This is a genomic window from Desulforegulaceae bacterium (assembly GCA_034006035.1).
In the GTDB taxonomy this organism is placed as follows: Bacteria; Desulfobacterota; Desulfobacteria; order Desulfobacterales; family JACKCP01; genus JACKCP01.
In genome coordinates this window covers 1-26,333 of record JAVETN010000004.1, presented here as the reverse complement: position 1 = coordinate 26,333, position 26,333 = coordinate 1, and the positions used below count along the sequence as shown (strand labels likewise).

General features: G+C 34.2%; 23 protein-coding genes. 12 read left to right on the top strand and 11 right to left on the bottom strand.

Going from position 1 to position 26,333, the window contains the following annotated elements; genetic code table 11:
• Positions 1-220 precede the first annotated feature (220 nt).
• Both RBR53_04500 and RBR53_04495 read right to left on the bottom strand, forming a co-directional pair.
• Positions 221-481: a hypothetical protein gene (locus RBR53_04500; GenBank protein MDY0131910.1), complete on the bottom strand. Its 261-nt coding sequence runs from the start codon at positions 479-481 to the stop codon at positions 221-223.
• 102 nt (positions 482-583) lie between these two features.
• The gene (locus RBR53_04495) at positions 584-1,327 is read right to left on the bottom strand and encodes an enoyl-CoA hydratase/isomerase family protein (protein ID MDY0131909.1); all 744 of its coding nucleotides are present in this window, start codon (positions 1,325-1,327) and stop codon (positions 584-586) included.
• 284 nt (positions 1,328-1,611) lie between these two features.
• Here RBR53_04495 and RBR53_04490 point away from each other — a divergent pair, with 284 nt between their 5' ends.
• From RBR53_04490 to RBR53_04470, 5 genes are all read left to right on the top strand, one after another.
• Positions 1,612-1,956 carry a zinc ribbon domain-containing protein YjdM gene (locus RBR53_04490; GenBank protein MDY0131908.1) on the top strand — a complete coding sequence of 115 codons (345 nt, stop codon included), beginning with the start codon at positions 1,612-1,614 and terminating at the stop codon, positions 1,954-1,956.
• A 44-nt stretch (positions 1,957-2,000) separates the two neighbouring features.
• A complete protein-coding gene (proC, locus tag RBR53_04485; protein MDY0131907.1) occupies positions 2,001-2,840 on the top strand; it encodes a pyrroline-5-carboxylate reductase in 840 nt (279 codons plus the stop codon).
• Between the two features lie 70 nt (positions 2,841-2,910).
• Positions 2,911-3,621, top strand: coding sequence for a cytochrome c biogenesis protein CcdA (locus RBR53_04480; protein MDY0131906.1), 711 nt, complete (start codon positions 2,911-2,913; stop codon positions 3,619-3,621).
• A 112-nt stretch (positions 3,622-3,733) separates the two neighbouring features.
• Positions 3,734-4,294, top strand: a complete 561-nt coding sequence (locus RBR53_04475; GenBank protein ID MDY0131905.1) for a DUF5698 domain-containing protein — start codon at positions 3,734-3,736, stop codon at positions 4,292-4,294.
• A gap of 434 nt (positions 4,295-4,728) precedes the next feature.
• Positions 4,729-5,565, top strand: a complete 837-nt coding sequence (locus tag RBR53_04470) for a choice-of-anchor L domain-containing protein (GenBank protein ID MDY0131904.1) — start codon at positions 4,729-4,731, stop codon at positions 5,563-5,565.
• A 176-nt stretch (positions 5,566-5,741) separates the two neighbouring features.
• Here RBR53_04470 and RBR53_04465 read toward each other — a convergent pair whose 3' ends face one another.
• Both RBR53_04465 and RBR53_04460 read right to left on the bottom strand, forming a co-directional pair.
• Positions 5,742-5,978, bottom strand: coding sequence for a hypothetical protein (locus tag RBR53_04465; GenBank protein ID MDY0131903.1), 237 nt, complete (start codon positions 5,976-5,978; stop codon positions 5,742-5,744).
• Between the two features lie 13 nt (positions 5,979-5,991).
• A complete protein-coding gene (locus RBR53_04460; GenBank protein MDY0131902.1) occupies positions 5,992-7,326 on the bottom strand; it encodes a Na+/H+ antiporter NhaC family protein in 1,335 nt (444 codons plus the stop codon).
• 202 nt (positions 7,327-7,528) lie between these two features.
• Between RBR53_04460 and RBR53_04455 the strand changes: the two genes are divergently transcribed.
• The 6 genes from RBR53_04455 (at position 7,529) to RBR53_04430 (ending at position 17,831) form a co-directional block, all read left to right on the top strand.
• Positions 7,529-8,692, top strand: coding sequence for a PLP-dependent aspartate aminotransferase family protein (locus tag RBR53_04455; GenBank protein ID MDY0131901.1), 1,164 nt, complete (start codon positions 7,529-7,531; stop codon positions 8,690-8,692).
• A gap of 180 nt (positions 8,693-8,872) precedes the next feature.
• Positions 8,873-11,098: an NADP-dependent isocitrate dehydrogenase gene (locus RBR53_04450; GenBank protein ID MDY0131900.1), complete on the top strand. Its 2,226-nt coding sequence runs from the start codon at positions 8,873-8,875 to the stop codon at positions 11,096-11,098.
• Between the two features lie 97 nt (positions 11,099-11,195).
• The gene (locus RBR53_04445) at positions 11,196-11,384 is read left to right on the top strand and encodes a hypothetical protein (protein ID MDY0131899.1); all 189 of its coding nucleotides are present in this window, start codon (positions 11,196-11,198) and stop codon (positions 11,382-11,384) included.
• Between the two features lie 804 nt (positions 11,385-12,188).
• Positions 12,189-13,538, top strand: coding sequence for a TolC family protein (locus RBR53_04440; GenBank protein ID MDY0131898.1), 1,350 nt, complete (start codon positions 12,189-12,191; stop codon positions 13,536-13,538).
• Positions 13,539-13,659: 121 nt separating this feature from the next.
• Positions 13,660-14,748 carry an efflux RND transporter periplasmic adaptor subunit gene (locus tag RBR53_04435; GenBank protein ID MDY0131897.1) on the top strand — a complete coding sequence of 363 codons (1,089 nt, stop codon included), beginning with the start codon at positions 13,660-13,662 and terminating at the stop codon, positions 14,746-14,748.
• Positions 14,749-14,765: 17 nt separating this feature from the next.
• Positions 14,766-17,831, top strand: a complete 3,066-nt coding sequence (locus RBR53_04430; protein ID MDY0131896.1) for an efflux RND transporter permease subunit — start codon at positions 14,766-14,768, stop codon at positions 17,829-17,831.
• Positions 17,832-17,929: 98 nt separating this feature from the next.
• On the opposite strand, the gene aspA is transcribed toward RBR53_04430, so the two are convergent.
• The gene (aspA, locus tag RBR53_04425; GenBank protein ID MDY0131895.1) at positions 17,930-19,336 is read right to left on the bottom strand and encodes an aspartate ammonia-lyase; all 1,407 of its coding nucleotides are present in this window, start codon (positions 19,334-19,336) and stop codon (positions 17,930-17,932) included.
• Between the two features lie 529 nt (positions 19,337-19,865).
• Between aspA and RBR53_04420 the strand changes: the two genes are divergently transcribed.
• Complete coding sequence (locus RBR53_04420) at positions 19,866-20,633, top strand: hypothetical protein (GenBank protein ID MDY0131894.1); 768 nt, start codon at positions 19,866-19,868, stop codon at positions 20,631-20,633.
• A gap of 165 nt (positions 20,634-20,798) precedes the next feature.
• Here RBR53_04420 and RBR53_04415 read toward each other — a convergent pair whose 3' ends face one another.
• The 6 genes from RBR53_04415 to RBR53_04390 form a co-directional block, all read right to left on the bottom strand.
• Positions 20,799-21,977, bottom strand: coding sequence for a hypothetical protein (locus tag RBR53_04415; protein MDY0131893.1), 1,179 nt, complete (start codon positions 21,975-21,977; stop codon positions 20,799-20,801).
• A gap of 63 nt (positions 21,978-22,040) precedes the next feature.
• Positions 22,041-23,384, bottom strand: coding sequence for an acetyl-CoA hydrolase/transferase C-terminal domain-containing protein (locus tag RBR53_04410; protein ID MDY0131892.1), 1,344 nt, complete (start codon positions 23,382-23,384; stop codon positions 22,041-22,043).
• 250 nt (positions 23,385-23,634) lie between these two features.
• Positions 23,635-24,951: a sigma-54 dependent transcriptional regulator gene (locus tag RBR53_04405; GenBank protein MDY0131891.1), complete on the bottom strand. Its 1,317-nt coding sequence runs from the start codon at positions 24,949-24,951 to the stop codon at positions 23,635-23,637.
• Between the two features lie 40 nt (positions 24,952-24,991).
• Positions 24,992-25,330, bottom strand: a complete 339-nt coding sequence (locus RBR53_04400; protein MDY0131890.1) for a PAS domain S-box protein — start codon at positions 25,328-25,330, stop codon at positions 24,992-24,994.
• A gap of 78 nt (positions 25,331-25,408) precedes the next feature.
• Positions 25,409-25,621, bottom strand: a complete 213-nt coding sequence (locus RBR53_04395; GenBank protein ID MDY0131889.1) for a hypothetical protein — start codon at positions 25,619-25,621, stop codon at positions 25,409-25,411.
• Positions 25,622-25,990: 369 nt separating this feature from the next.
• The coding region (locus RBR53_04390) for a tyrosine-type recombinase/integrase (protein ID MDY0131888.1) at positions 25,991-26,333 on the bottom strand (343 nt) is incomplete at its 5' end.

The window sequence follows — 26,333 nt, the reverse complement described above, 5'->3', positions numbered from 1 at the left end:
GGGGATTATTTATTAAAGGCAAGTGTAAATTTTAAAAATTAGACAAAAAAAACCGCCATTTTCAGGCGGTTTGTATTTCAGATAATTTCCAAAATTAAAACTTTTATTTTCCTGATTTTTTAAAAAGAGATTTGAAGCTCTGCCCAGCTGAAAATTTATTTCCCAAAACCTCTCCCAAATCTGAAAATCAAACATAAATTATTCTAAATCTCTAAACAAACTAATTGCTTTCTTCTTTTCTATCTGTTGATTTTTTACCCATGATATCCATATTTTTCATGGCAAAGTCCATGAACATCCTGCCTATTGGGTTTGATGCCGGATTCATGGTTTTAAAAAGCTCTTCTGGAGCAAATTTTCCCGACTGAATTCCCTCAATCATTTTTTTCATAATATTTTCATTAAAAGAATTAAGATCCGGAAGTCCAAAAGCTTTTCTCAACTCTTCAGGGGTGATATCCAAAGTGATATTTATTTTCATTTTAATCTCCTTTTTTCTTGGTGACAATTTCTTGGCAACAATTCAGAATTTAATCTCTCAATCCACTTAAGAGCTTAAAAATCTCAAACTTTTATTCAGCCCTTATTTCATTTTATATGTGTAGGTAATCATCATCTGATTCCTGTCTTCCATGAGAAGAGCAGCTTCAAGTCCAGCACAATCAAGGTTTACGTTAATTGCCTCTTTGGTCATCCTTATTCCCATGGGGTTTTTTGTAGTCATTGTTTTGGCAATCTCCATTGCTGTTGGAACAAGCTCTTCCTTTGAAACAAGGCGTGAGGCAAAACCAAGGCTCATTGATTCTTCAGCACTCATCCAATTGCCTGTCAAAAGATATTCATAGGCCCGTCCTGCTCCTATCAGCCTTGGAAGAAAATAGCTTGAAGACATATCAGCTCCGCCAAGACCAATATTTATATAAGCTGCTGAAAATTTTGAATTATCTGAAATAATTCTTAAATCAGATGCCATTGCAAGGGAAAAGCCGATTCCTGCAGCAGCACCGTGAACACAGCAAATAATCGGCTGGGGAATCTGACGCATTTTAAGAAAAAGTCTGCTCATTCTTGCCTGGGCATCATAAGCTTTTACAGGATTCATTGCAAAAATATCATTTACATATTTTTCAGTATCAAGTCCTGCACAAAAACCTTTGGCATCACCTCCGTCAAGAACAATAACTGTGGTTTCTTCGTCATATCTGAGCTTATCTAGAAGAGAATCAAACTCATTTACCATTTCAAGGTTAAAAGAATTATATTTATCAGGCCTGTTAAGAGTAACCCGTCCTATCTTGCCTTCTTTTTTAAAAATCAAACTTTCCATTATTTATCTCCTTTTAGATTGTCAAACTCACCATAAGCTTTGATTATAAAAATTTTTCAAAAAAAATCTAATGCCTTTATTTATGAATAAAACCATCTTCTAATTAATTTTCATATTTTTCAATATTCTTTTTTTGCTGTTAAGTATAAAATCAAAGATTCAAGTGTGACAAATCCAGTTCATCTGATATAGAGATTTATTATAATTTTTTGCAAAAACCCTAACCACCCTCGCCTATTAAGATATAAATAAACAAATAACCCGATAAAAATAAGGATTTATAAATGAACAACCTTCCAGATTGTAAAAAATGCGGTTCAAAATATACCTATGATGACGGAATAATGTTTGTCTGCCCTGAATGCGGGAATGAATGGTCAAAAGAAGCCCCTGCTGAAGAAAAAGAAACCAAGGAAAAAAGAATTGTTGATGCAAACGGAAACACCCTTAATGACGGTGACACCATAAGTGTTTTAAAAGATTTAAAAATCAAAGGCTCTTCTTCGGTTGTAAAAGTGGGAACCAAGGTAAAAAACATCAGGCTGGTTGATGGCGACCATAATATTGACTGCAAAATAGAGGGAATTGGCCCAATGAAACTCAAATCAGAGTTTGTTAAAAAAATTTAAAAACTTTAGTAAATAAAAACTTCACCGTCTGGGAAAGGAAAAAAATGCTTTTCAAAACAGGTTTTATAGGAACTGGGAATATGGCGGAAGCCATAATTTCATCCATGATTGAAAAACAAATAGCAGCAAAAGACTTTTTGTTTGCAAATGATTTAAGTTCCAAGCGTAAAGAATACATGAAAAACAAATACGGATTAAGTCTTTGCTCATCTAATCATGAAGTAATTGAAAAATCAGATATAATAATTCTTGCTGTAAAACCCCAGGTTCTTGATGAAGTTTTAAAAGAGTCTTTTAAAAAAACTAATTTTACCCAAAAAAAACTTATAATTTCCATTGCAGCTGGAATAAAAACTAAAACCATTGAAAGCATTATCTATTCTTTTACAAATGAAAAAAACGAAAAAAATTTCCCTGTAATTAGAGTAATGCCAAATACACCTTGTCTTTCAGGAATGGGAATGAGCGGAATCTGCAAAGGAAAAAACCCAGATGAAAAAGACCTTAAAACAGCAAAAAAAATAATGGATTCCATGGGAAAATCAATTGTTGTTGAAGAAAACCTTATGGATTCTGTAACAGCTGTTTCAGGATCAGGGCCTGCCTATTTTTTCTATTTTATTGAAACCCTTGTTAATGCCGGAAAAAAACTTGGACTTACCAAAGACCAGGCTTTTGAACTTGTATTTCAAACAGCCAAAGGTTCTATTTCACTTATGGAACAAACAGGTGAAGATCCTGAAGTTTTAAGACAAAAAGTAACTTCAAAGGGAGGAACAACAGAAGCTGCCCTTAATAAGTTTGTTTCTGAAAATATGGAAAAAATTGTTGAAAAAGCAGTTAAGGCCGCCCATGACAAAAGTATTGAATTAAGCGGAAACTAAATTGTAACCCTAATTTAATTCCAGTCTCACAAGGATAAAATTAAACTTTAAAACTTGATTCCGGAGGAATATGTTTGAACAGACAATAACTATCCCGGCAGCATTTGGAGCAGGACTTTTATCTTTTTTCTCTCCTTGTATAATTCCGCTTCTGCCTGCATATTTTTCTTTTATCACAGGGGTTTCCATTGAAGAGCTACTTGAACGTGAAAAGGACAGTGCCCTTAAAAAACAGATAATTTTATCCACTTTAATGTTTATTTCAGGTTTTACCCTTGTTTTTGTTCTCATGGGATTTTCTGCAACAGCTGCAGGTGGACTTTTTTCAAAATTTGGGAATTATCTAAGAATTATCGGCGGAACCGTTGTGATAATTTTAGGGCTTCATTTAACAGGAATTATCCAGCTTAGATTTCTTCAGATGGAAAAAAGAATAGAATTAAAACAAAAACCTGTCCATCTGATTGGATCTTTTTTTGCCGGCAATGCCTTTGCAGCAGGCTGGACTCCTTGTATAGGGCCAATTCTTGGAAGTATTCTTGTTATTGCAAGTTCCCAGGAAACAATGACTCAAGGAGGATTTCTTCTTTTGATTTACTCTCTTGGCCTTGCAGTTCCTTTTTTTATTCTTTCTTTTTTCATTCATTTTCTTTTAAGTTTTATGCAGAAAACAAGAAAGTTTATAAGATTTTTAAATGTTTTTGCAGGAGTATTTTTAATTCTTTTAGGAATTGTACTTATTGCTGATAAACTTGGACAAATAAGTAATTTCTTTTTATAAAAAAACAGAACTTAACAAATTAACTTACAAACCTTCAGCTGATCCTGTTCTTTCAACCAGAGTTGGTTTGTTTTTTTTCTAATGATTTAACTTAGCCTCATAGGAGAGCAAGATGGAGTTTGGTATAATCTTAACCGGAGTGTTTATTTTTTTTGCAAGAATGTGTGATTTTACCATAGGAACCATGCGAATAATGATGACTGTTCAGGGAAAACCTCTCATCGCATTTGTTTTAGCATTGTTTGAAATTACCATCTGGCTTTTTGCTGTGAGCACAGTCCTCAGCCAGATTAATGAACAACCTATTCTAATTATCTTTTATTCCTTTGGATATGCAACTGGTAACGCAGTTGGCATTCTTGTCGAACGTAGGCTGGCCTTTGGAATTGTTGCTTTAAAATTACTGACAAGGAGCTCCAGCAATGAAATGGTAAACTTCTTAAGATCAAAAGGACTGCCTGTCACTACATATGTAGGCGAGGGAATTGAAGGAATTATCAATGAGCTCTACCTTGTATGCAATCGAAGAGATTTAAGGTGGATTCTGCTAGAAGTTAAAAAAATAGACCCCAAGGTTTTTTACATAATAGAGCCTGCCCGGGCCATGGGCCATGCACTAAAGCCCCTACGCAGCCCCATGAATGCTTGGACAAGACAAAAAGAAAGAAAATAACTAAAAGTATCTGGGAACACAAAAAACTTCCCATTAACCTAGCACCTTAGCTAGTTAAAAAGATAAAGTTCTCTTGTTTGCTCTGACCCGCTAAATTAATTGTTTAAACATTTTATATTCCAAAAAAACCTGAGGATGGATTAATAGTATTTTAAATTCAGGGCTTGGCAACTCTGTAACAATAATTAATTAATACAGTGTTGTTTGAAATACAAAGCCCGGAATTATTTTGTTTAAAAAAATATTTACTTTAGAAATAAATTCATATTATATTTCTAAAACAAATTCCCAATTTATTTTTAGTTTTAATATTTTAAAACAAAGTGTTTGAATTACGGATTTTTTCTCAAACTATATAATTACAGTGGGAGGTGAAACTTTAAAAACAAGACAATTTTTCATCACATATCAACAACTAACGAATTGAGGTAATTATGAAACAAGCAAAAGCATTATTTTTAATATTTTTTTTATTTTTAATGTCTTCAGTAAATGCAGGTGCTGTAACAATCACTCCTTTTGACAATTCGGATAATATGGCACAAACACTTTTAGGCACAGGAATTACAATCGTTGGGACATCTTATACCGGAGCAAATGAAGCCTCGGGATATTTTTCAGATGGCCTTTTATCAGGACTTGAAATTGACAAAGGAATTCTTTTAACATCTGGTTTTGCTTTAAATGCTAACGGAACAGTAAATACAAGTGACTCAATAACCGGAAATAACAATTTGCCCGGCTCATCTATACTTGACGATCTTATTCCTGGCTATGAAACCTTTGATGCAACAATACTGTCAATAGATTTTCAAAGTTCAGGGGAAAATGCATATTTCAACTATATATTTGCATCAGATGAATACAACGAATATGTAGACAGTAGCTTTAACGATGTATTCGGCTTTTTTATGAACGATATCAACTATGCTCTTATACCTGGAACACAAACTCCTGTTTCAATCAATAACGTCAATAACAACAGAAATTCTTCATTTTATTTTGACAATGAAAACGGAGACTACATGTTTGAATACGATGGGTTTACGTCCATGTTTACAGTTAACATAAATGACCTTACTCCAGGTGAAACCTATAATCTAAAGCTTGCAATTGCAGATGCCGGAGACTACGCTTATGACTCAGGCGTATTCATTCAAGCAGGCTCTTTTTCAAACACTCTTGATCCTGTTCCTGAACCTTCAACATTAATTCTTTTTGGTCTTGGAATACTAGGACTTTGTTCATTTATGAGGAAAAAACAAAACTAAAACAAAAATGTTCTCAAAAAGTTAATACAAAAAAGGGCAGTTCCATTTCACAGGATCTGCCTTTTTTTATATAGAGCACTATTTTTTAAAGACAAAGAAACATCTATATTTTCATTGAATTTTATTACTCGTTTTACTTGGCATCCTCCGATGAAGATTTGAAGACCTATAAGCTTTTATTTCAGGCTTAACCATTGATGGTGTTTTAAATTCAGGATAAGGAAGCGATAAAAAATATCCTGCAAACTCTTTTTTATATTTAAGAACAAAACAGGTTTTTTTGACACTTTATTTTTTAAACCAAGAACTTCGCTTGTTTCGGGTTCAATTGTATCATAGGCCTTATTTTGAAGCTTCATTATTTCAGCCCAGTCATTATCCTGAATTAAATCAACATTTAAATACATATTCATATTTATGCTCTTATCAATTATCCGCATTTTTTCTGAACATAATTGCAATAACTACACAAACAGCAAGAATCATGCAGTAAAAAACATTTCCTGTAACAAAAACAGGAGAAATCTTAAAAATTGAAGCTGCAAGAAGAACCTGGGCGCCATAAGGAATAAGCCCCTGACAAATACAGGAAAAAATATCTAGAATACCTGCTGATCTTTTGGGCTCTATATTGTTGTTTTCTGCAATTTCTCTGGCAACACTTCCTGTAACAATAATTGATACAGTGTTGTTTGCAGTGCAAAGGTTTGTAAAAAAAGCCATTAATCCTATTCCAAGCTCTGCTGCTTTATTGCTTTTACCGCCTTTGGAAAAAAACTTAATCATTTTTTCAATTTTTGAACTTACAAAGTTAAGTCCCCCGTCTTTTTTCATCAAAGCACTAAGCCCGCCTATGAGCATGGACAAAAGAAAAATTTCCTGCATGGAAGTAAAACCGCCGTAAATATCCTTTGAAAAAATAAGAAGGTTATAGGTGTCAACTGTGAAAAAACCTAAAATACCAGCAAGAATTATTCCTGTAAAAAGAGTTACAAATACATTAATTCCTGAAACTGCCATAACCAGAATAACTATATATGGGATAACCTGAAAAAAATTATAATCACCAATGGGAACTACTGAAGATGTTCCTGACTTTGCAAAGAAAAGATATAAAATTGTTATAATTGCCGCTGGAAGTGCAATAAAAATGTTCATTTTGAACTTATCTCTCATATTACAACCCTGGGTTCTTGTGGCAGCAATTGTTGTATCTGAAATAATGGAAAGGTTGTCTCCAAACATTGCTCCTCCAAGCACAGTTCCTGCCATTAATGGAAGAGGAATTCCGGTTTTTTGAGCAATCCCAAGGGCAATAGGAGCAACTGCAGCTATTGTTCCCATTGATGTTCCCATTGCAGTTGAAATAAAGGCTCCTACTATAAAAATTCCGGGAAGAATAAAACCTGAAGGAATAATATCAAGGGCAAAATTTACAGTTGCATCAACTCCCCCTGTTTCCTTTGCAACATAGCTAAATCCCCCTGCAAGAAGATAAATCATACACATTGCCATTATATTTGTGTCGCCCATTCCCGTCAAAAAAGAATTAATTGTTTTTCCAAGACGCTGGCTGCTTAAAATTACTGCAAGAATAATTGCAGGTAAAATAGCAACAGGAGCTGAAAGCTGATAAAAGGCATAGGGGGTTTCCCTTAAATGAAAAAAAATACCGCTTCCAAGAAAAATAAGAATAAAAAGACCCAAAGGCAGAAGAGCTATACCGCTTTGGATAGGATGATTTTGTGTTTTTGCTGTCATTTTTACACCATTTTATTAAGTTAATATGAAAATGGATTAAGCAATAGTCTTTTTTTTCAAACTTTGAAAGGGTAAATTTATAAATTCAAAGACTCTGAATACAAAATCATTATCTTCATATATATAAAGTTTTTTATAATATAACAAATTACCTGATATGGTATCTTTCAGCCTTTAAACTAAAATAGAAAGGTAAATTAAATTGGATGATTTCACAAAAATTATAAATCTTGATTTCGATCACAATATAATAGGAGGTAAAAGAGTAAGCACAATAAATTCACCTGAATACAAAGCATCAACAATTCTATACAATTCCCATGAAGAGATGATTCTTGCTGAAGAGGGAAAATATACTGGGATTTATTATGGAACAAACAGGATGCCAAACCAAAGGGAACTTGAAGAAAGTTTAAATATTCTTGAAAATGCTTCAATCACAAGAATTTTCCCTTCAGGAATAAGTGCAATAAGACATGTTCTTTTAGCCTTTTTAAAATCCGGTGATCATATTCTTGTCTGTGACAATGTTTATGGGCCAACTAAACTTTTATGTAAATTTTTTCTACCAAAATTTAATATTGAAACAGATTATCTTCCTTCAGATTCAGAAAACATTGAAGACTTTATAAAAGAAAACACAAAAGCAGTCTTTATTGAATCTCCTGGCTCAATCACCTTTGAAATTCAAGATATAGAAAAAACAGTTCAAACTGCAAAAAAACATAATTTAATAACAATAATGGACAATACCTGGGCAACTCCTTTGTATTTTAAACCCCTTGAAAATGGAATTGATATTTCAATCCAATCAATCACAAAATATATTTCAGGCAATTCTGATGTTTTAATGGGAAGTGCTTCTATAAATAAAAAACATTCTGATTATTTTGATAAATACTACTCTTTAATGGGAGTTTGTAATTCTGCAAAAGACTGTATTCTTGCATTAAAAGGACTTAAAACACTAAAACTAAGACTAAAAGAGCATGAAAAAACCGCTCTTTATCTGGCTTCCTGGCTTGAAAAAGAAAAGATCATTGAAAAAGTTCTTCATCCAGCCCTCAAATCCCACTCTCAGCATGGGCTTTATAAAAAATTTTTTAAAGGAAGTTCAGGACTTTTCGGATTTATATTTAAGGAAGAGATCTGTTTTGATAAAATTTCAAAATTTCTCAACTCTTTAAAACTTTTCGGACTGGGATTCAGCTGGGGAGGCTATAAAAGTCTTGCTTCCGCTGGAAAAGTAAGAAGAGACCTTTCTTCTGAATATAAAGACAAAATTATTATAAGAATAAGCACAGGACTTGAAGACAGAAAAGACCTTAAAAACGACCTTAAAAATTCAATAAAAAAAATAACTTGAACTAATTTTTCAGCAAAATTGAAAATCTTTACAATACATCAAGACAATTGCAATAGATTGAACTATATGGTAATTTTTTTAAAATTTCTTTAATTTTTTTACAAATAAAGAACCAGGCTTTCAGCTTTGGACAATTTTTTAAATATTTTTCCATAACCAGCTTAAATTTAAGGATTAAAAATGACAGACCAAAAAATTATCTATACGGAAATAGACGAAGCACCAGCCCTTGCCACTTATTCGCTCCTGCCTATTCTCCAGGCATTTACAAAAGATAGCGGAATTATTTTTGAAAAAAAGGATATTTCCCTTTCCGGAAGAATTATTGCAAATTTTCCCGAAAAATTAAGAGAAGATCAAAAAATTCCAGACTTTCTTGCAGAACTTGGAGACCTTGTAAAAAAACCAGAAACAAATATAATAAAACTTCCCAATATAAGTGCCTCAATTCCACAGCTTAAAGCTGCAATAAAAGAACTTCAGGAAAAAGGATATGATATTCCAGATTATCCTGAAGAACCTGAAACAAAAGAAGAAAAGCAAATTAATTTAAGATATGCAAAAGTTCTTGGAAGTGCAGTTAATCCAGTTTTAAGAGAAGGAAACTCGGACAGGAGAGCTGCTGCAGCTGTAAAGGATTTTGGGCAAAAAAAGCCCCATAAACTTATCAAACCCTGGCCCCAAAACTCAAAGTCTAGAGTTGCCCATATGACTGAGGGGGATTTTTATTCAAATGAAAAATCTGCTCTGATAAACAAAGAATGCACAGTAAAAATCAAACATATTGATGAGGCTGGAAAAACAACCATTCTCAAGGAAGAAACCGCCCTTCTTAAAGACGAAATTATTGATTCAACAACAATGAATGTAAAAGCTTTGAGAAAGTTTTATGAAGACCAAATTCTTGAGGCTAAAAAAGATGACCTTCTTTTATCCCTTCATCTGAAGGCGACAATGATGAAAGTCTCTGACCCCTTAATGTTTGGGCATTGTGTATCTGTTTTTTATAAAGATGCTTTAGAAAAACACAAAGAAACTCTCAAATCTTTGGGATTTAATGAAAACTATGGAATTAATGATCTTTATGAAAGAATTGAAACCCTTGATAAAGACAAAAAAAATGAAATAGAAAAAGATCTCCTGGCTTCATATGAAAAAGGCTGCAAACTTGCCATGGTTGATTCAACCAAAGGAATAACCAATCTCCATGTTCCAAACAATATAATAATAGATGCCTCAATGCCTGTATTGATTCGTGACGGCGGAAAAATGTGGGGCCCTGATGACAAGCTCCATGACACCATAGCTTTGATTCCTGACAGATCTTACGCCGGCATTTATCAGGCAGTGATAGATGACTGCAATAAAAACAAAGAATTTGATCCTTCAACCATGGGAAGCGTTTCAAATGTAGGCCTTATGGCTCAAAAAGCTGAAGAATACGGTTCCCATGACAAAACATTTGAAGCCCCTGAAAATGGAATTATAAAAATAATTGATGAAAACGGAAATACCATTCTTGAGCAAAAGGTTGAAAAAGGGGATATTTTCAGAGCCTGCCAGACAAAAGATGCTCCAATTTATGACTGGGTAAAACTTGCTGTTACAAGGGCAAGAATAACTAACCTTCCCACCATTTTCTGGCTGGATGAAAAAAGAGCCCATGATTTGGAAATTATTAAAAAAGTAAGACAATATCTTCCAGAGCACGACACTTCAGGCCTTGATATAAGAATAATGAATCCTGATGATGCAATGAAATTTTCCCTTGAAAGAATAAGAAAAGGACTAGATGTTATTTCTGTAACAGGAAATGTTTTACGTGATTATCTTACAGATCTTTTTCCAATTCTAGAGCTTGGAACAAGTGCCAAAATGCTTTCAATAGTTCCCCTTATGAAAGGCGGAGGTCTTTTTGAAACAGGAGCAGGCGGCTCAGCTCCAAGGCATGTTGATCAGTTTTTAAAAGAAAGTCATTTAAGATGGGATTCTCTTGGAGAATTCTGTGCCCTTGTTGCTTCCTTTGAACATCTTGGAAGAAAATTTAAAAATAAAAAAGCTGAAATTTTTGCAGCTACCCTTGATAAAGCAGTAGGAATCCACCTTGAGAATGAAAAATCACCTTCAAGAAAAGTTAAGGAACTGGATACAAGGGGAAGTCATTTCTATCTTGCCCTTTACTGGGCAAAAGCTCTTGCAGATCAAGATATTGATATTGAGCTTAAAGAAAAATTTGAAAAAATTTCAGAAAAACTTAAAAAAAATGAAAAAATCATAATTGAAGAAATAAGCAATGCCCAGGGAAAACCTGCCAATATCGGAGGCTACTATAAGCCTGACAGAGAAAAACTTGAAAAAACAATGCGTCCCAGCAATACCTTTAACTCAATCATTGATTCCATCTGATAATTTTAGTTGAAAAAGGATGATACTAATAAAGCCTTGGAAGATTCAGACCAATTATCAACCTAGGCTTTTATTGTCCTTAATTTAAGGAAATAAAATGAAAAAAATAATCGCTTTATCATTATTTGTCTTTATCATTTTTGCAAACACTTCATATTCAGCCCCTCAAATAATAGTACCTGGAATAATTGTTGATGATTTACCAAAAATGTCGGAGCCCTTTATCAGCCTGTTGAAAAAAGAAGTCAAAGCTCTTATTACAGACAGCATTGTAATCAAAGACTAGCTGATTCTTTCATCTGACTGGAGTGCCAAAAAAGCAAAGGAAAACTATCAATTACTTTTAAACAATAACCAGGTAAATTTTATTATCAGCATAGGCGTTCTTTCAAGTGCGGTTATTTCTTCGGAAAAAGAATTTAAAAAACCTGTAATAGCTGTTGGAATAATTGATCCTCTTATTCAAGGGCTTGATGTTTCAAACAAAAACAAATCCGGAGTTAAAAATTTCACATACATTCTTTTTAATCAAGATTTTGAAGGAGACATTAAAACTTTTCACAAGGTTTACCCCTTTAAAAAGCTTGCAATAGTTGCACAAAGCGAAATTATTGATTCAGTTATAAATAATTTAGAACCTCTTAAAAAATCAGCAAAATCCTTTGGAGCTGAAATAGGAGTTATCCATCTTACCACTGGAATTAATGATGTATTAACTAGAATATCAGACTATGACAGTGTTTATCTTGGGTATTTTGGAAGATTTGGAAACGAAAAAAAACTTTTTTACCTGCTTGCTCTTTCAAACCTTGGTATTTTAGCTTTCGGCTCTTCAAGTTCAGATATAAATTCAGGTGCAATCGCAGCCCTTTATCCTGAGGAAAGCCATATAAGAACCATAAGAAGAATAGCACTTAATATTGAATCTTATTTAGGTGGAAATAAATTATCCCAACTCCCTGTGAAAATGGACCTTGAGAAAAAATTTGTAATCAACATGGAAACAGCTTCAAAACTTGGATTTTAACCTTCCTTTGCAGTTCTTTCAGAAGCTGAAGTCATCGACACTCATATAATTGACCAAGAATCATTGTTAAGTCTTAAAGATGTTGTTGAGCAGGCCTTAAAAAACAATCTTGATCTAAAAGTATCATCCCTTGAAACCGATATTTCAGGTCAGGATTACAAACTTGCAAAATCACAATATTTTCCTTCCTTAAGTCTTAATGCAGGAGAAACAATAATAGACTCAAAAAGAGCTGAAAACTCCATGGGAACAGCAGCAGAAAGAACTGCCTCCACTTCTGTCAGGGTAGAACAGCTTATTTTTTCCGAACCAATAAGTTCTGGAAAGGAAGCAAGCAGAAACTATCTTAAAGCCCAGAAAAGTGCTCTTGAAACAAAACAACTAGACATTGTCAACCAGGCAGCCACAGCATATTTCAATGTGTTAAAAGCAAAAACCATAGCAAAAATAAGAAAAGACAACCTTCAGCTTACAAAAAAGCACCTTTCAATTTCAGAGCAAAGGGAAGTTGCCGGCTATTCAGGAAAATCAGATGTTTACAGGTGGAAAAGTTCAGTAGCAACAGATGCAAAGGACCTTTTTGAAGCCTCAAACACCCACAGGCTTCAGATATTAAACCTGAATAAAATACTTAACAGAGCTTTTAGGGAAAAAATTTATCTTGTGGATGAATCTTTGGAAGGTGAACTTTTCAAAAATTATAAATCAAAAGAATCCTACAAATATATAAACAACCCTTCCACATTTAAAAAATTTTCCGACTTCCTTGTAAAAGAAGCCCTGGAAAACTCTCCGGAAATAAAACAAATTAATTTTATCGAAAAAGCCTACTCAAGGGAACTTAAAAGGTACAAAAGGGAAAGGTTTCTTCCTATTGCCTCAGTTGCGGGAGAAGCTTTACATATTTTTGACAGAAGCGGTGAGGGTTCAAGTATTCCCAACAAAGATCTTGAAGATAATGAGTGGACTATTGCATTAAACCTTTCATGGCCTCTTTATTCAAAGGGCAGAATAAATCTTGACAGAAAAAAAACCGAGCTCAACCTTGACAAGCTTCAAGAAGAAAGAAAAATCATCTCAAACACAATTGAAGTCAATGTAAGAGCGGCAATTCTTGAACTTTTAAACAAAATTATAAACCTTGAAGCATCTAAAACTTCAGCCGACTATGCAAATAAAAGCCTTGTCCTTGTTCAAGATCTCTATGCCAGGGGAAAGGTCTCTGTTACTGAGCTTGTGAATGCACAAAATGAATCATTAAGTGCAGATCTAAGTCAGATGAATTCAGTTTACGATTTTTTATCAACAACGCTTAAGCTTCAGAGAACAATTGGAAGATATTCTTTTTTTTATTCAGATCAAGAAAACCAAAATTTTAATGAAAAAATGAAAGATTATATACAAAACAACTAATTCCAAAAATATGGGACGCTCTGTTCAGGTTTCAACAAGGAGAAAAAATGAAAGATTATATACAAAACAACTAATTCCAAAAATATGGGACGCTCTGTTCAGGTTTCAACAAGGAGAAAAAATGAACTCAAAACTTAAAATAGCAATTATCTTTGCTTTGTTTCTTGGTTTTTTTTCATGTGCCGAAGAAAAACAAAGCGAAGAACAAGAGGTAGTAAGACCTGTAAAATATATTCAGGTTTTTAAATCCAACGAGATGCATTCAAGAACTTTTTCAGGTGTTTCACAATCTGGAAGAATATCAAGACTAAGCTTTAGAGTTGGAGGAAAAATTGAAAAAATCAATGTAAAAGAAGGCGACAAAACAAACCAGGGAGAATTAATTGCAGTCCTCGATGATTCAGATGCAAAACTCAGGTATGAAAAAATGCTTGCCTCCCTAAACAGATCCCAGGTTTATAGAAAAACTGCTAAATCAAATCTTGAAAGACTTAAAAGTCTTTATGAAAACAACAATATTTCCCTTAATGAATATGAAGCTGCAAAAGATAACTTTGCAAATGCCAATGCCACCTGGCTTGCTGATAAAAGAAATGCAGAGCTTCAAAAAAGAGAACTGGGATATTACAAGTTAACTGCTCCTGTTTCAGGTATTGTATCAAACAAATCCGCTGAAGAAGGGGAAAACATTAAAGCAGGTCAGGTTTTTCTTGAAATTCAATCCTTTGAGAAAATGGAAATAAGTTCGGGAATTCCTGAAATATATATATCTTCTGTACAAAAAGGAGATCTGGTTGAAATTCAGTTCAACTCCATTAAAGACAAAGTTTTCAATGGAGAAGTTACAGAAGTTTCCTATAGCCTTGACAGTAAATCTTCTACTTATCCTGTAAAAATAAAAATTCTTCACCCCACAAAAAAAATAAGACCAGGAATGCCTGCTGATGTAAGATTTGATTTTAAAAACATTTCATCGGGTGGACACCTTATGGTTCCAGTTCATTCAGTTGGAGAAGATAGTTCGAGTAATTTTGTCTATATATTAAAGCCTGATACAAACGGCCTTGGAATAGTTGAAAAAAGGATTGTTCAAACAGGGGGGATAACTGACAGAGGATTTGAAATAATAAGCGGAGTTAAAGGCGGTGAATTTATAGTAACAGCAGGTATTTCAAAACTATCCAATGGACTCAAAGTTAGATTTGAGTAAAGATTTCGGAGAAAAGCATGCTTACAAAGTTTTCAATAAAAAATTATGTACTAACCCTTTCCATCCTTACTGTTGTGCTCATAAGCGGAATCTCTTCTTTTAATTCAATGCCCCGCGATGATATGCCGCCTTTTCTTATAAGATATATAAGCATTGTCACCGCATATTCAGGAGCAAGCCCGGATCGAATTGAAAATCTTATTTCTGACAAAATAGAAAAAGTTGTCCAGGAAATACCCGAAGTTGACTATATAACAAGCGAATCAAGAACAGGAATTTCCATAGTCAATATTTCTTTAAAAGAAAATGTTTATGAGCTTCAGCCAATTTTTGACCGAATAAGAAGAAAGGTTGAAGATGTACAAAAAGAACTTCCTCAAGGAGCTCATGTAGAAATAAATGACGAAGTAGGAGATGTTTTTGGAATTATTGTGGGCCTTACAGCCGAAGGGCACTCCTATGCTGAAATCAATGATATTGCAGATGAAATAAGAGATGAACTTATCAAACTTCCTGATGCTGCAAAAGTTGAAATTGCAGGAAAACAAAAAGAAAAAATCTATGTGGAATTTGATGATGCAAGGCTTCTTGAAACTGGGATTACAAAAAGCAGTCTGAGCAATTTAATTGAAAGAACAAATATAATAATTCCGGGAGGGGAAATAAAAGTCGGTCAACAAAGAATAATCCTTGAGCCCACAGGAAATTTCGAAAACATTGAGGATCTTAAAAATATGATTATATCCTCAAATGAGGGTAAAATCATAAAACTTTCAAATATCTCCACAATAAGAAGAGGATATGAGGAACCAAAGACAAATATTGTAAGAATAAACGGAGTTCAAGGACTTGCAATTGGAGTAAACCTGAAAAAAGGCGGAAATACAATCAACTTAGGCCTTCAGATTGATGAAAAGCTTGATAGTTTAAGGGGAAAATATCCCCATGGAGTTGAGTTTGAAAGGGTTGCCTCCCAGGATTTTGTTGTTGAAAAATCAGTAAATGATTTTGTGGGCAATCTTCTTCAGTCTGTTGTTGTTGTTCTCGTACTCATGCTTTTATTTCTTGGCTTGCGAACAGGTTTTATTGTTGCTTCACTTATTCCCTGTGCAATGATTACAACAATTTTTTTGATATCCCTTACAGACGTGGGCTTAAACAAAGTTTCCCTTGCTGCTCTTATAATTGCCCTGGGAATTCTTGTTGACAACGGAATAGTAATGTCAGAATCAGTTCTTTTTAAAATTGATGAGGGAAAAAGTTCTCTTGATGCAACCATAGAATCGGCAAAAGAACTTATGTTTCCACTTTTTACATCATCTATTACCACCTCAGCTGCTTTTATGGCATTTTTTCTTGCGGATTCTGTAATGGGCGAAATTATGGGTAATATTTTTATAGTTGTGAGTTATTCTCTTTTAAGCTCATGGATCCTAACTCTTACAATAATTGCTCTTTTCTGTGTATACGGAATAAAATCGTCTTCAAAATCAGAAAACAAGAAAAATTCATTTTTTGAAAAAATAGCTTCCCAATATAAAAAAGCTCTTATCTTTTGCCTTAAATATTCTAAATTAACCGTAGCAACAATTGTTTTTGTATTTTTGCTTTCCTTTATATTGGGAACAAAAATCCCTTTTATTTTCATGGCAAAAAGCGACAGGGCTCTTGTAACAGTAAACCTAGAGCTTCCTATTGGCACTACAATTGAAAGAACTGAACAAGTTGTTGTAAATATTGAAGAGTTTGTAAAAGAAAACCTTCTTGTCCAGTCTGGAAAAGAAGGAATTATAAACTGGTCTTCCTATATTGGAGAAGGTGCTCCAAAATATGATCTTGGATATTTGCCCCCAGAATCAAATCCAAACTCTGCCCATCTTCTTTTAAACACCACCTCAGACAATATAAACGACTATATTATTGAAAAAGTTGATTCATTTATTTTCAATAATTTCCCTGACGCAACTTATACAGTCTCAAGGCTTTTAAGCGGAGGCGGCTCTGCAAACCCTGTGGAGATAAGACTTTCAGGTGATGAAATAGAAAGTTTATATTTTGCTGCAGAAGAAATAAAAGAAAAACTTCGCACAATACCAGGAGCTAAAAATGTTGACGATGACTGGGGAATGAAAACTAAAAAACTTGTAATAGAAATTAATCCTGCTGCTGCACAGATGGCAGGAATAACAAATCAAGATATTGCAGTTTCACTTCAGACAATCCTTTCAGGAGTAGGAACAGGCAGCTTTAGGGAGGGTGACAAAACTATTCCCATAGTAATGAAAAATGAAAAAGCTGATTTGCTTAAAATTGAAGACCTTAAAACAATAAATATTTATGCTCAGCAATCAGGAAAAGGTGTTCCTCTGTCCCAGGTTGCAGAAATAAGAGTTGAATGGCAGCCTACAAAAGTGCTTAGAAGGGATCTTACAAAAACCATAACAGTAACTTCGGATGTAAAAACAAATTACACAGCTGCTGAAATTACAAGAGCAATCTCTCCCTGGCTTAATAACAACCAAAATCTGAAACAAAAAAACATAAGCTTTGAACTTGGAGGAGACGCAGAAGGAAGTGCTGATGCAATGGGTGCTGTGGCAAAAAAACTCCCAATCTGCTTTTTTATTATAATCATATTCCTAATAGCCCAGTTCAATTCCATAAGAAAACCTCTGATAATAATCTTAACCATTCCCCTTGGTCTTGTAGGAGTCATTGCAGGCCTTTACATTACGGGCTCATACTTTGGATTCATGGCATTTCTCGGAATTATTTCCCTTGGAGGAATAGTAATAAACAATGGAATTGTTCTTATTGACAGAATAAATATTGAAGAAACAGAAAACAACAAGGATACTTTCCACGCAATTGTTGATTCAGGAATTCAAAGGCTCCGCCCCATTCTTCTGACAACAATAACCACCTCACTTGGACTTGTTCCACTCTGGCTTGGAGGCGGGCTTATGTGGGAACCAATGGCTATTTCAATAATTTTCGGTATTATGTTTGCAACTGTACTTACCCTTATTTTTGTACCTACACTTTACAAAATATTTTTCAGGGTAAACTACCAGGAATACTAAAATAATCTTGTATCAGACTGATTTTCAGCCTGATACAATTTACAAGATTCAGGCTTAACCAGGGCTAAGATTTAATTTAAGCCTTGGTAAGCATATTTCTATTTGAAAAACTTTGGATTCATAAGGTTTTCTGTTGAAAAGATTTCATCCAAAACTTCTGCTGATACAAGATTTCTTTCAATCACCAGCTCTTTAACGCTTTTGTTGGTTTTCAACAAATCACTGACAATTGAAGCAGCAGCTTCATAACCAATAATAGGGTTAAGTGCTGTTACAATACTTGTGCTGTTAAAAACATGATCCCGGCAATTTTGAGCATTGGCAGTTATCCCTTTAACACAGCGCTCTTCAAGTACAGAACAACCTTTTTTCAGCATATCAAGCATGGAAAACAAGTCAAAAGCCATCACAGGTTCCATTGCATTAAGCTGAAGCTGTCCTGATTCTGCTGCAAGGGTCACTGTTAAATCCATTCCAATAACCTGGAATGCAATCTGATTTACCACTTCAGGAATAACAGGATTTACCTTTCCAGGCATAATTGAAGAACCAGGCTGCATTTTGGGAAGATTAATTTCATTAAACCCGGCACGGGGACCAGATGAAAGAAGCCTTAGATCATTACAAATTTTTGACAACTTAACCGAAATTCGCTTTAAAACCCCGGACAATTGAACATAATCACCTGTATCCCAGGTTGCTTCAAAAAGATCCTCGCTTGACTTAAGTTCCAACCCGGTCAGCTCACTTAGATAGCCAACTGTCAATTCTTTATATCCTGAGGGAGTATTTAAACCAGAGCCTATGGCAGTAGCCCCTATATTAATTTCTAAAAAAAGTTTCCCAACATTTTCCAATTGAGCAACATCTTCGCCAATGGCTTTAGCAAATGCTTTAAATTCACGGCCCAATGTCATTGGAACTGCATCCTGCATCTGGGTCCGCCCAAGTTTTAAAATATTGGAAAACTCTTCACCTTTTTCACTAAACGCCTTTGATAGTGACTGAAGAGACTCCATAAGATCAGGAATGATCCTTACCAAAGCAATTCTTAATGATGTAGGGTAAGCATCGTTTGTAGACTGGGAGCAATTTACATGGTTATTTGGATGTACAAGATTATATTCACCCTTATTTCCGCCTAAAATTTCAATGGCACGATTAGCAATCACCTCGTTAGCGTTCATTATAGTTGAGGTTCCTGCACCCCCCTGGATTACGTCAACTACAAATTGATCATTTAATTTTCCAGCTATTACTTCATCGCAAGCAGAACAAATTGCAGTTCCTATTTCCCTGGGAAGCACTTCCAAATCCATATTTGCCAATGCAGTCGCCTTTTTTACAAAACCTAGTGCTTCAATCATCCTGGGCTCAGAACTAATTGGGATCCCTGTTATTTTAAAATTTTCCTGGGCCCTCAGTGTTTGAACCCCGTAATATGCATCTGACGGTATTTCTTTTTCCCCGAGAAAATCTTTTTCTATTCTTGTTTTTGTGCTCATTTTTTTACCTCTATTTATATTAACTTAAATACTGCAAATGGATGAAAAGCATAAAAAATAAACCTCTTCAAAATGTCTGATTTTTAAAAATTTGAAAGGTCTCTTTTTTAAAAGCACTACAGAATACCAGCAAAAGGGCCTGGTGTCATCTAAAAAATTATCACTTTTAAATTTATGTTTTTACCTAAATGGGTTTAAATTTAGGCTGAAAGAATTCTTGTTCCAGCTAGGTAAAATTCTTTTCTGCCTTTGTTATAAAGAACTGATTTCTTGAGAGCCTCCACCATTAAAATGGGATATTTGTAAACATAAGCAGTTTATATTTCTTCCCAATTTATCATTTCAAAATCTGATAAGCCACAGTTTTGAAAAACCAAGAAAAGTTTTATAAACCAGAAAATATTTATTGGAAAATCAGCATTTTTTAAAAACAAAATAAAGTTTTATTTTTTTAAGCCGAAATACAAATAAACCAAAGGGTGAAAAGTCAATAACCCCTCAATTCAGAATAAATTAAGGAGAAAAAACCATGGAGCTGAATTTTATACCCAACAACCTGCCTTTTCAGGAGCAGTCCCGTGGGGATCAAAATCTTATAAAAACCCAATCTGCCAGTGCCGGAAGAATTGCTCAGTCTGAATCAAAAAAAACAGAACTGAAGCTTACCACCAAAGAAGGCGATATTGTAACACTTAGAGCTGCTTCTGCCTATGATTCTGAAATGACAACTTATTCAGCATTTAAAAAGACCAATGACTCAGCAGCTTCCATGGCTGGTTTTTCAGCAAATATTAACTACAGCAGCTCCTATGAAATTTCACTTGAAGGAGACTTCAGCAAGGAAGAATTAAGGGATATAAACAAGGCAATATCAAAACTTGAAAAATCAATGAAGCATCTTTCAAGGGGAAACATGGATAAAGCAGTTGATAATGCAGTATCTATTTCAGGACTTGACACAATTGGAGGTTTTGAAGCAAATCTTAGATATTCAGCTACAAAACAATATGATTATATTGAAAAATCAACCTTTCAAAGACCTGATACATCAGATAAGTCAAAAGCTGACACTAAAATTTCTGATAACAGTAAATCTCTTCTTCAAAGACTGACAGATGAACTTGCAGATACTGCTAAAAATACTGAAGTTCCAAAGGACAATGTTCTTTCTACCATAAATAGACTTTTTGAAGATATGAAGGCTCAGATGGAAGAAAGAAACAAAGAAAATAAAAATCCCTGGGATAATTTTTTGGACAATCTTAAAAACCGTTTTGAAAAAAGACTTTTTTCTTAATTTTAAAAAGATTAAAGGCCGGCAAAAAGCCGGCCTTTATATAAAAGAGGCGGGTTAATACGGACTTTTCCAAATCCGGCAAACCTTATTATCCATTTAAACCAAAATTATAAAAATTTCTATTCTGGTTTAAATTTATTTTTTAAAAAAACTCCGGTTTAGATATTAATCAAACCTGTATTCAATTCCTGCTCCTAAAATCCAGAGTTCTTTTTCATACTTTATTCCTCCGGAATCTGTTTTTTCGTCGTAAAAAAGCCTGCTTGCACCAAAATTAAGTTTCATATTTTCCATGGGAGATATCATAAAACCACCCCCAATAAGATGATAAGGGTTTTTTCCAATTGCTGTTGAATAATCATCCACGTCAAGACCTGCATCAACATAGGAATAACCTGAACTTATCTTAAGGCCTTCCTTTATTTCATATTCAACCCCAAGACCCAATTCCCAGGCATTATCGCCTTTTGGATCTTCATCCCATTTTACTTCTTCATTCCAGCAATATGTAAAATCTGCTGCAATTTTCAGCTTTTTATTTACCATGTAAGCTGCTCCAAGAGCTGAAAGTGCGGGAAAATCTTTTCTGCTTTTATTTCCTTTTTTAAGCCCTGTCATAGCTTGCATCTTTTGAGCCATAGCACCTTTCATTTCATCAACTTCAAATTCAAGGGATGTTTTAAATTCATGTCTGAATCCAATATTAAGCTTTTCATTTACCTGATAATTAAGACCAATTATCGGTGCAAACCCAATGGCTGTTTTTTCAAGTTCAAACATATCACCATCTTCAATTTCAAGACTGTTAAGGCCATACACAAGCCGTCCTGCAAGGGAAACAGAAAGCTTATCATTTATATTTAAAGCTCCTCCGGCAATTACTCCCATATAAACACTTGTATAAATACTTTCCTTTCCAGGAGTCAGGTTTACAGCATCAGTACCCTTTTTTGTATAAATACTGTCAGGATACTCAAGTGAACCTCCTCCTCCAATGACGTTTATGCCTGCAAACTGTGACCATTTACCTTTTTTGTTCATTGCAAAAAAACCCGGAACAAAAAAAGTTGTATTGTCTGCCTCATATTTTTCCCCGTTATACTTATGGGAGTAGGCTTTGGGAAGAACCTGATTTTGAAGACTTAAATAAAAACCATCTTCCATTTTAACAGTTCCGGCCGGGTTGTATGTAATTGCGTCCATAGAATCAAAAGACCCTGTTCTTGCCTGCATTCTTGTCCATTCAGCACTTAAATTTGTATTGTTATCAATAAATGTTGCTGATACCCCCATTGGAAAAATCAACAGGCAAAATGCAAAAACAAATATTTTTAAATTTTTCAAATCTCTTCTCTCCATAATAATTTGAAAATTGCTCAATTCAGGTTTAAAAAAAATTAAAAAATCTTACTTTTTATTTGAATTTCTCCAGATCTTCATTTTTTCAGCTTCCTTGATAAGGTCTTCCCTGAAATCAGGATGAGCTATGCTTATGACAAGTTCCGCTCTTTTCCATGTAGACTGGGCTCTTACCTGAACCGCTCCAAATTCTGTTACAATATAGTCTACCTGATGTCTTGGAATTGTAACTATTGAACCTGGTTCAAAAACAGGCAAAATTCTTGATTTTTCTTCACCCTTGGAATTTTTAAATGTTGAAGTAAGACAGATAAAGCTTTTTCCGTTTTTAGACCATTGAGCTCCAATTACAAAGTCCCACATTCCACCGTTTCCTGAAACCTGGCTTATTCCAAGACTTTCAGCATTAACCTGGGAATAAAGGTCAACCTGAAGGGCATTGTTTATTGAAACAAAATCATCGAGTTCTGCAATAATTCTGGGATCATTTGTATAATTTACAGGATATGAAGCTGCTGCCGGGTTATTATCAATAAAATCATAAAGTCTTTTACTTCCAAGTGCAAAAGTATAGGGAACTCTGTTTTTATCAAATTTTTTCATCTTGCCGTTCATTCTTCCCGACTCAATCATGTCAACATAGGCATCAGAAAGCATTTCTGTATGTCCGCCAAGATTTTTAAGATCTGATTCAGCTATTATTTTTCCAACAACACTTGGCATTGCACCTATTCCAAGCTGAATACAAGAGCCGTCTTTAATAAATCCAACTATATGCTCTGCAATTTTTCTGTCAGCATCTGAAGCCTCTGGAACAGGAAGATCAACAAGAGTAAGATCTGCTGGAGCTTCAACAATGAAATCCACTTCTGAAATATGAACTGATTCTTCTGCTCCCCCAAGGGATACAGGCATGTTTTTATTAACTTCAACAATTACATAATCAGATTCTTCCATTGCAGCCAATGACGCTGAGTTATGGGGCCCGATATTAAAATATCCGCTTTTATCCATTGGACACACAGAACAAATAACAACATTTCTTTTGGGAGCAATCTTGTCTCTAAACCATGAAGGAGCCTGATGATACATGATTGGATAATAATAACAAAGATTGTAGTCCTTTTGAAGAACCCTTGAAATCTTGCTGAACTGGAGATCATGATAAATAAATGAGCCGGGTTTTTGAACAACTTCCGGAACAGGGGGAAGGGTTACAGCTCCGTGAACTAAAACATCTTTTAATTCTTCATGTCTGTCTGCAAGAGCTTTGTCACAGACAACCGGACGTCCGTTAAAAAAGCCATAGTCAACAATATCTCCCGATTTCACTACTTTTACAGCTTCTGACGCTTCAACGCACTTTTTTTTGTATTCTGCCGAAAAATCCATTTTTATACCCTTTCATACTTTTAGATTTTTTATTCTTTGTATTCATTATTAACTAATCTAAAGCAAAGGATATGCCACCGATAAAAACCGAAGATAACTATCTTAAATTTATATATTTTTTGATTATATTCAGTGTAAAATGAAAAACTCTTTTTTGTGACTAAATTGCCACATCAAGTAGATATTTCTATCAAGGAGGGTGTTTTAAAGGGCTCAAACAAGCTTGTGTCAAAATTGACACATTTTTAGACTATTCTATTCCAAGTTCTTTTAGTTTTCTGAAAAGGGTTTTTCTGTGTACCCCAAGAAGTGATGCAGTTTTACCCTTTTGCCATTTATTTAATTCAAGAACTTTTAAAATATGCCGTCTTTCAAAATCATTTAAAGCCGTCTTTAAATCAGTTCCCAAAGTATTTTCACATTCAATTTCTTCCTTTTTTGGCAAACCATCCATTGTGGAAAGTTCAATTTTTCCCATGGTAACATATCTGTGAACAGCATTTTCAAGTTCACGCACATTACCAGGCCAGGAATGGGATAAAAACCTGTCCATTATTTTTGAAGGAATTGAGGGAAAATTCACTCCTTTTCCAAATTTTTCAAGAAAATGATAAACAAGAAGAGGAAGATCTTCAAGGCGTTCTCTCAAAGGAGGAAGGATTATCTGAATTATATTTATACGGTAAAAAAAATCCTGTCTTAAAAGTTTTTGTTTTACAAGTTCAAAAGGATTTTTATTGGTTGCACCTATTATTCTTATATCAGGAACAAGAAGCTCAACTCCTCCAACAGGAGTAAATCCTCCTCCTTCAATTACACGAAGAAGCTTTACCTGCATATTAAGATTTATTTCTCCAATTTCATCCATAAAAAGAGTTCCAGAATCTGCAAGCTCCATAAATCCTTTTTTATCTGATACAGCTCCAGTAAAAGCTCCTTTTCTGTATCCAAAAAACTCACTTTCAAGAAGATTTTCAGGGATTGCTCCACAATTTACAGGAACAAAGCCCTTTGAACTTCTATCACTCAAATCATGGACAGCACGGGCTACAAGTTCTTTACCTGTTCCTGATTCACCATGAATCAATAAATGGGCAGAACCTGATGCAGCTTTTAAAATCTCATCAAAAACATCCAGCATTTTCTTACTTCGTCCGACTATTCCCTCAAAAGGATTTCGACCTTTAATACTTGTTTTAAGCCTTTTCAGCTCTTGTTTCAGCAATTCCTGATTTTTTTTAAGGGTTTCCTCCTTAAGCTTTCTCTTTGTAATATCACGTATCAGGGCCAATACTTCATTATAGCTGTATGCAACAATTCTTGCCTCGTAAAATCTTTTCCTTTTAAAATTTTCAACAGGAAACTCAAAAACAATCACCTCTTTTGTATTAAAAGCCTCATTGATTTTATTCAAACAATCGTCAAAAAGCTCTGAAGGAATAATTTCTGCTATATGCTTTCCTGTAAAATCATCGGGATATGATGTTTTTGTAACCTTGGCAGAACGAAAACTTGAAATTGTCCCGTCTTTTCTTACCTGGAAAAGCATATCCGGAACTGCGTTCAAAACAGCTCTTATCTGGGATTCTCTCTTGCTTAAAGCAACTTCAGCAAGCTTTCTTCTGGTGAGCAGGTCTTTCTTCCCACACAATCTCTATTGCATGGATTTCAAACCAGACATTTTCTCCGGTTTTTGAAACAAGTCTGAAAGGGTAAACTTCCGGAATAGGCTCGTTGTTAAGTCTTTGTTTATATCTTGATTCAACAAGGGAAATATCTTCTTTGTATACAAATTTGGTGAAATGATGATTTATTATTTCTTCAGACTCATATCCTATAATTTTAAATCCGTTTGAATTTATATATTTTAACAAACCGTCTTGAAGAACGATTATCGAGTCGCTTGAATTTTCAAAAACAAGCTGATTTTCTTTTATAAAACTCATAAATTATCTATTTTTCCAATAATCAGGTTTTCTGTGTAAATGTATTACAGCAATAATTCTGATATTTTCTTTATTAGTTTAATAAAGTATTCCAAAAAAAAATTTATTTACCAGACATCTTCTTGTTTTCAAATCATTTTTTGGAAAAGCTAAATGAAATTCACAAATTATTTTTATGGCATCAGATACTTGCTTTGAAAACCTCAACCCTAAACCTTTTTGAAGTTTTTCATAGTAGTCAACTGTTAAAAAAAGTTCTTTTTCTGCTTCCTCATGAAAACTATATATCATTTCCAAATCTTTTTCTTATTTTTTCAAAAACTTCTTCTCCTGAAATAAGCTTAGTCTTTCCGCTTTTGAAATCATTATATCGTTTTTCAACTTCCTCTATCCAAGCCTCTTCAACATCTTTTTTTAAAGAAAAATTTGTACTTTCAAGAAGCTTGTCGATGGGAGAAACCCTATCTTCAACAGGTAGATTCAGGGCTTGTTCATAAATTTTATCTCCTTTTTAAAAAAATATTATAACTGCTTAATACCCGTTTAACAAGACATAGTGAGTTTTTACTTCAACCTAAATTCTGCTAAACTAACGGGGTCAGACCAAAACAACAAACTGAAATAATTATATAAACAATAAAAAACTTTGGGCTTTATAAATTAAGAGTACTTCAAAGACTTGAAAAAACTATCATCAAAATCCAGAGGACTTATCTTTTCCCTGATAGTTGTAGACTGAACTGTCTGTTTATAAATCATTGTAGTGTGTATATTGCTGTGACCGAGAAGCTCCTGTATGGTCCGCAAATCCACATTTGCAGCCAGAAGATGGCTTGCGAATGAATGGCGGAAAGTGTGGGCTGACGCACGTTTTTCAAGTTTAGACTTTCTTACTCCCATCTTAATAGCCTTTTGTACATGGGTTTCGTGAAGATGATATCTCCTTAACTCTTTAGAATCCGGTACAAGGGTAAGTTCTTTTGAAGGGAAAAACCACTGCCAT

Coding starts and splice junctions, on each gene's coding strand:
- RBR53_04500 (MDY0131910.1), bottom strand. CDS start 481: ATGAAAATAAATATCACTTTGGATATCACCCCTGAAGAGTTGAGAAAA.
- RBR53_04495 (MDY0131909.1), bottom strand. CDS start 1,327: ATGGAAAGTTTGATTTTTAAAAAAGAAGGCAAGATAGGACGGGTTACT.
- RBR53_04490 (MDY0131908.1), top strand. CDS start 1,612: ATGAACAACCTTCCAGATTGTAAAAAATGCGGTTCAAAATATACCTAT.
- proC (MDY0131907.1), top strand. CDS start 2,001: ATGCTTTTCAAAACAGGTTTTATAGGAACTGGGAATATGGCGGAAGCC.
- RBR53_04480 (MDY0131906.1), top strand. CDS start 2,911: ATGTTTGAACAGACAATAACTATCCCGGCAGCATTTGGAGCAGGACTT.
- RBR53_04475 (MDY0131905.1), top strand. CDS start 3,734: ATGGAGTTTGGTATAATCTTAACCGGAGTGTTTATTTTTTTTGCAAGA.
- RBR53_04470 (MDY0131904.1), top strand. CDS start 4,729: ATGAAACAAGCAAAAGCATTATTTTTAATATTTTTTTTATTTTTAATG.
- RBR53_04465 (MDY0131903.1), bottom strand. CDS start 5,978: ATGAATATGTATTTAAATGTTGATTTAATTCAGGATAATGACTGGGCT.
- RBR53_04460 (MDY0131902.1), bottom strand. CDS start 7,326: ATGACAGCAAAAACACAAAATCATCCTATCCAAAGCGGTATAGCTCTT.
- RBR53_04450 (MDY0131900.1), top strand. CDS start 8,873: ATGACAGACCAAAAAATTATCTATACGGAAATAGACGAAGCACCAGCC.
- RBR53_04445 (MDY0131899.1), top strand. CDS start 11,196: ATGAAAAAAATAATCGCTTTATCATTATTTGTCTTTATCATTTTTGCA.
- RBR53_04435 (MDY0131897.1), top strand. CDS start 13,660: ATGAACTCAAAACTTAAAATAGCAATTATCTTTGCTTTGTTTCTTGGT.
- RBR53_04430 (MDY0131896.1), top strand. CDS start 14,766: ATGCTTACAAAGTTTTCAATAAAAAATTATGTACTAACCCTTTCCATC.
- aspA (MDY0131895.1), bottom strand. CDS start 19,336: ATGAGCACAAAAACAAGAATAGAAAAAGATTTTCTCGGGGAAAAAGAA.
- RBR53_04420 (MDY0131894.1), top strand. CDS start 19,866: ATGGAGCTGAATTTTATACCCAACAACCTGCCTTTTCAGGAGCAGTCC.
- RBR53_04410 (MDY0131892.1), bottom strand. CDS start 23,384: ATGGATTTTTCGGCAGAATACAAAAAAAAGTGCGTTGAAGCGTCAGAA.
- RBR53_04400 (MDY0131890.1), bottom strand. CDS start 25,330: ATGAGTTTTATAAAAGAAAATCAGCTTGTTTTTGAAAATTCAAGCGAC.
- RBR53_04395 (MDY0131889.1), bottom strand. CDS start 25,621: ATGATATATAGTTTTCATGAGGAAGCAGAAAAAGAACTTTTTTTAACA.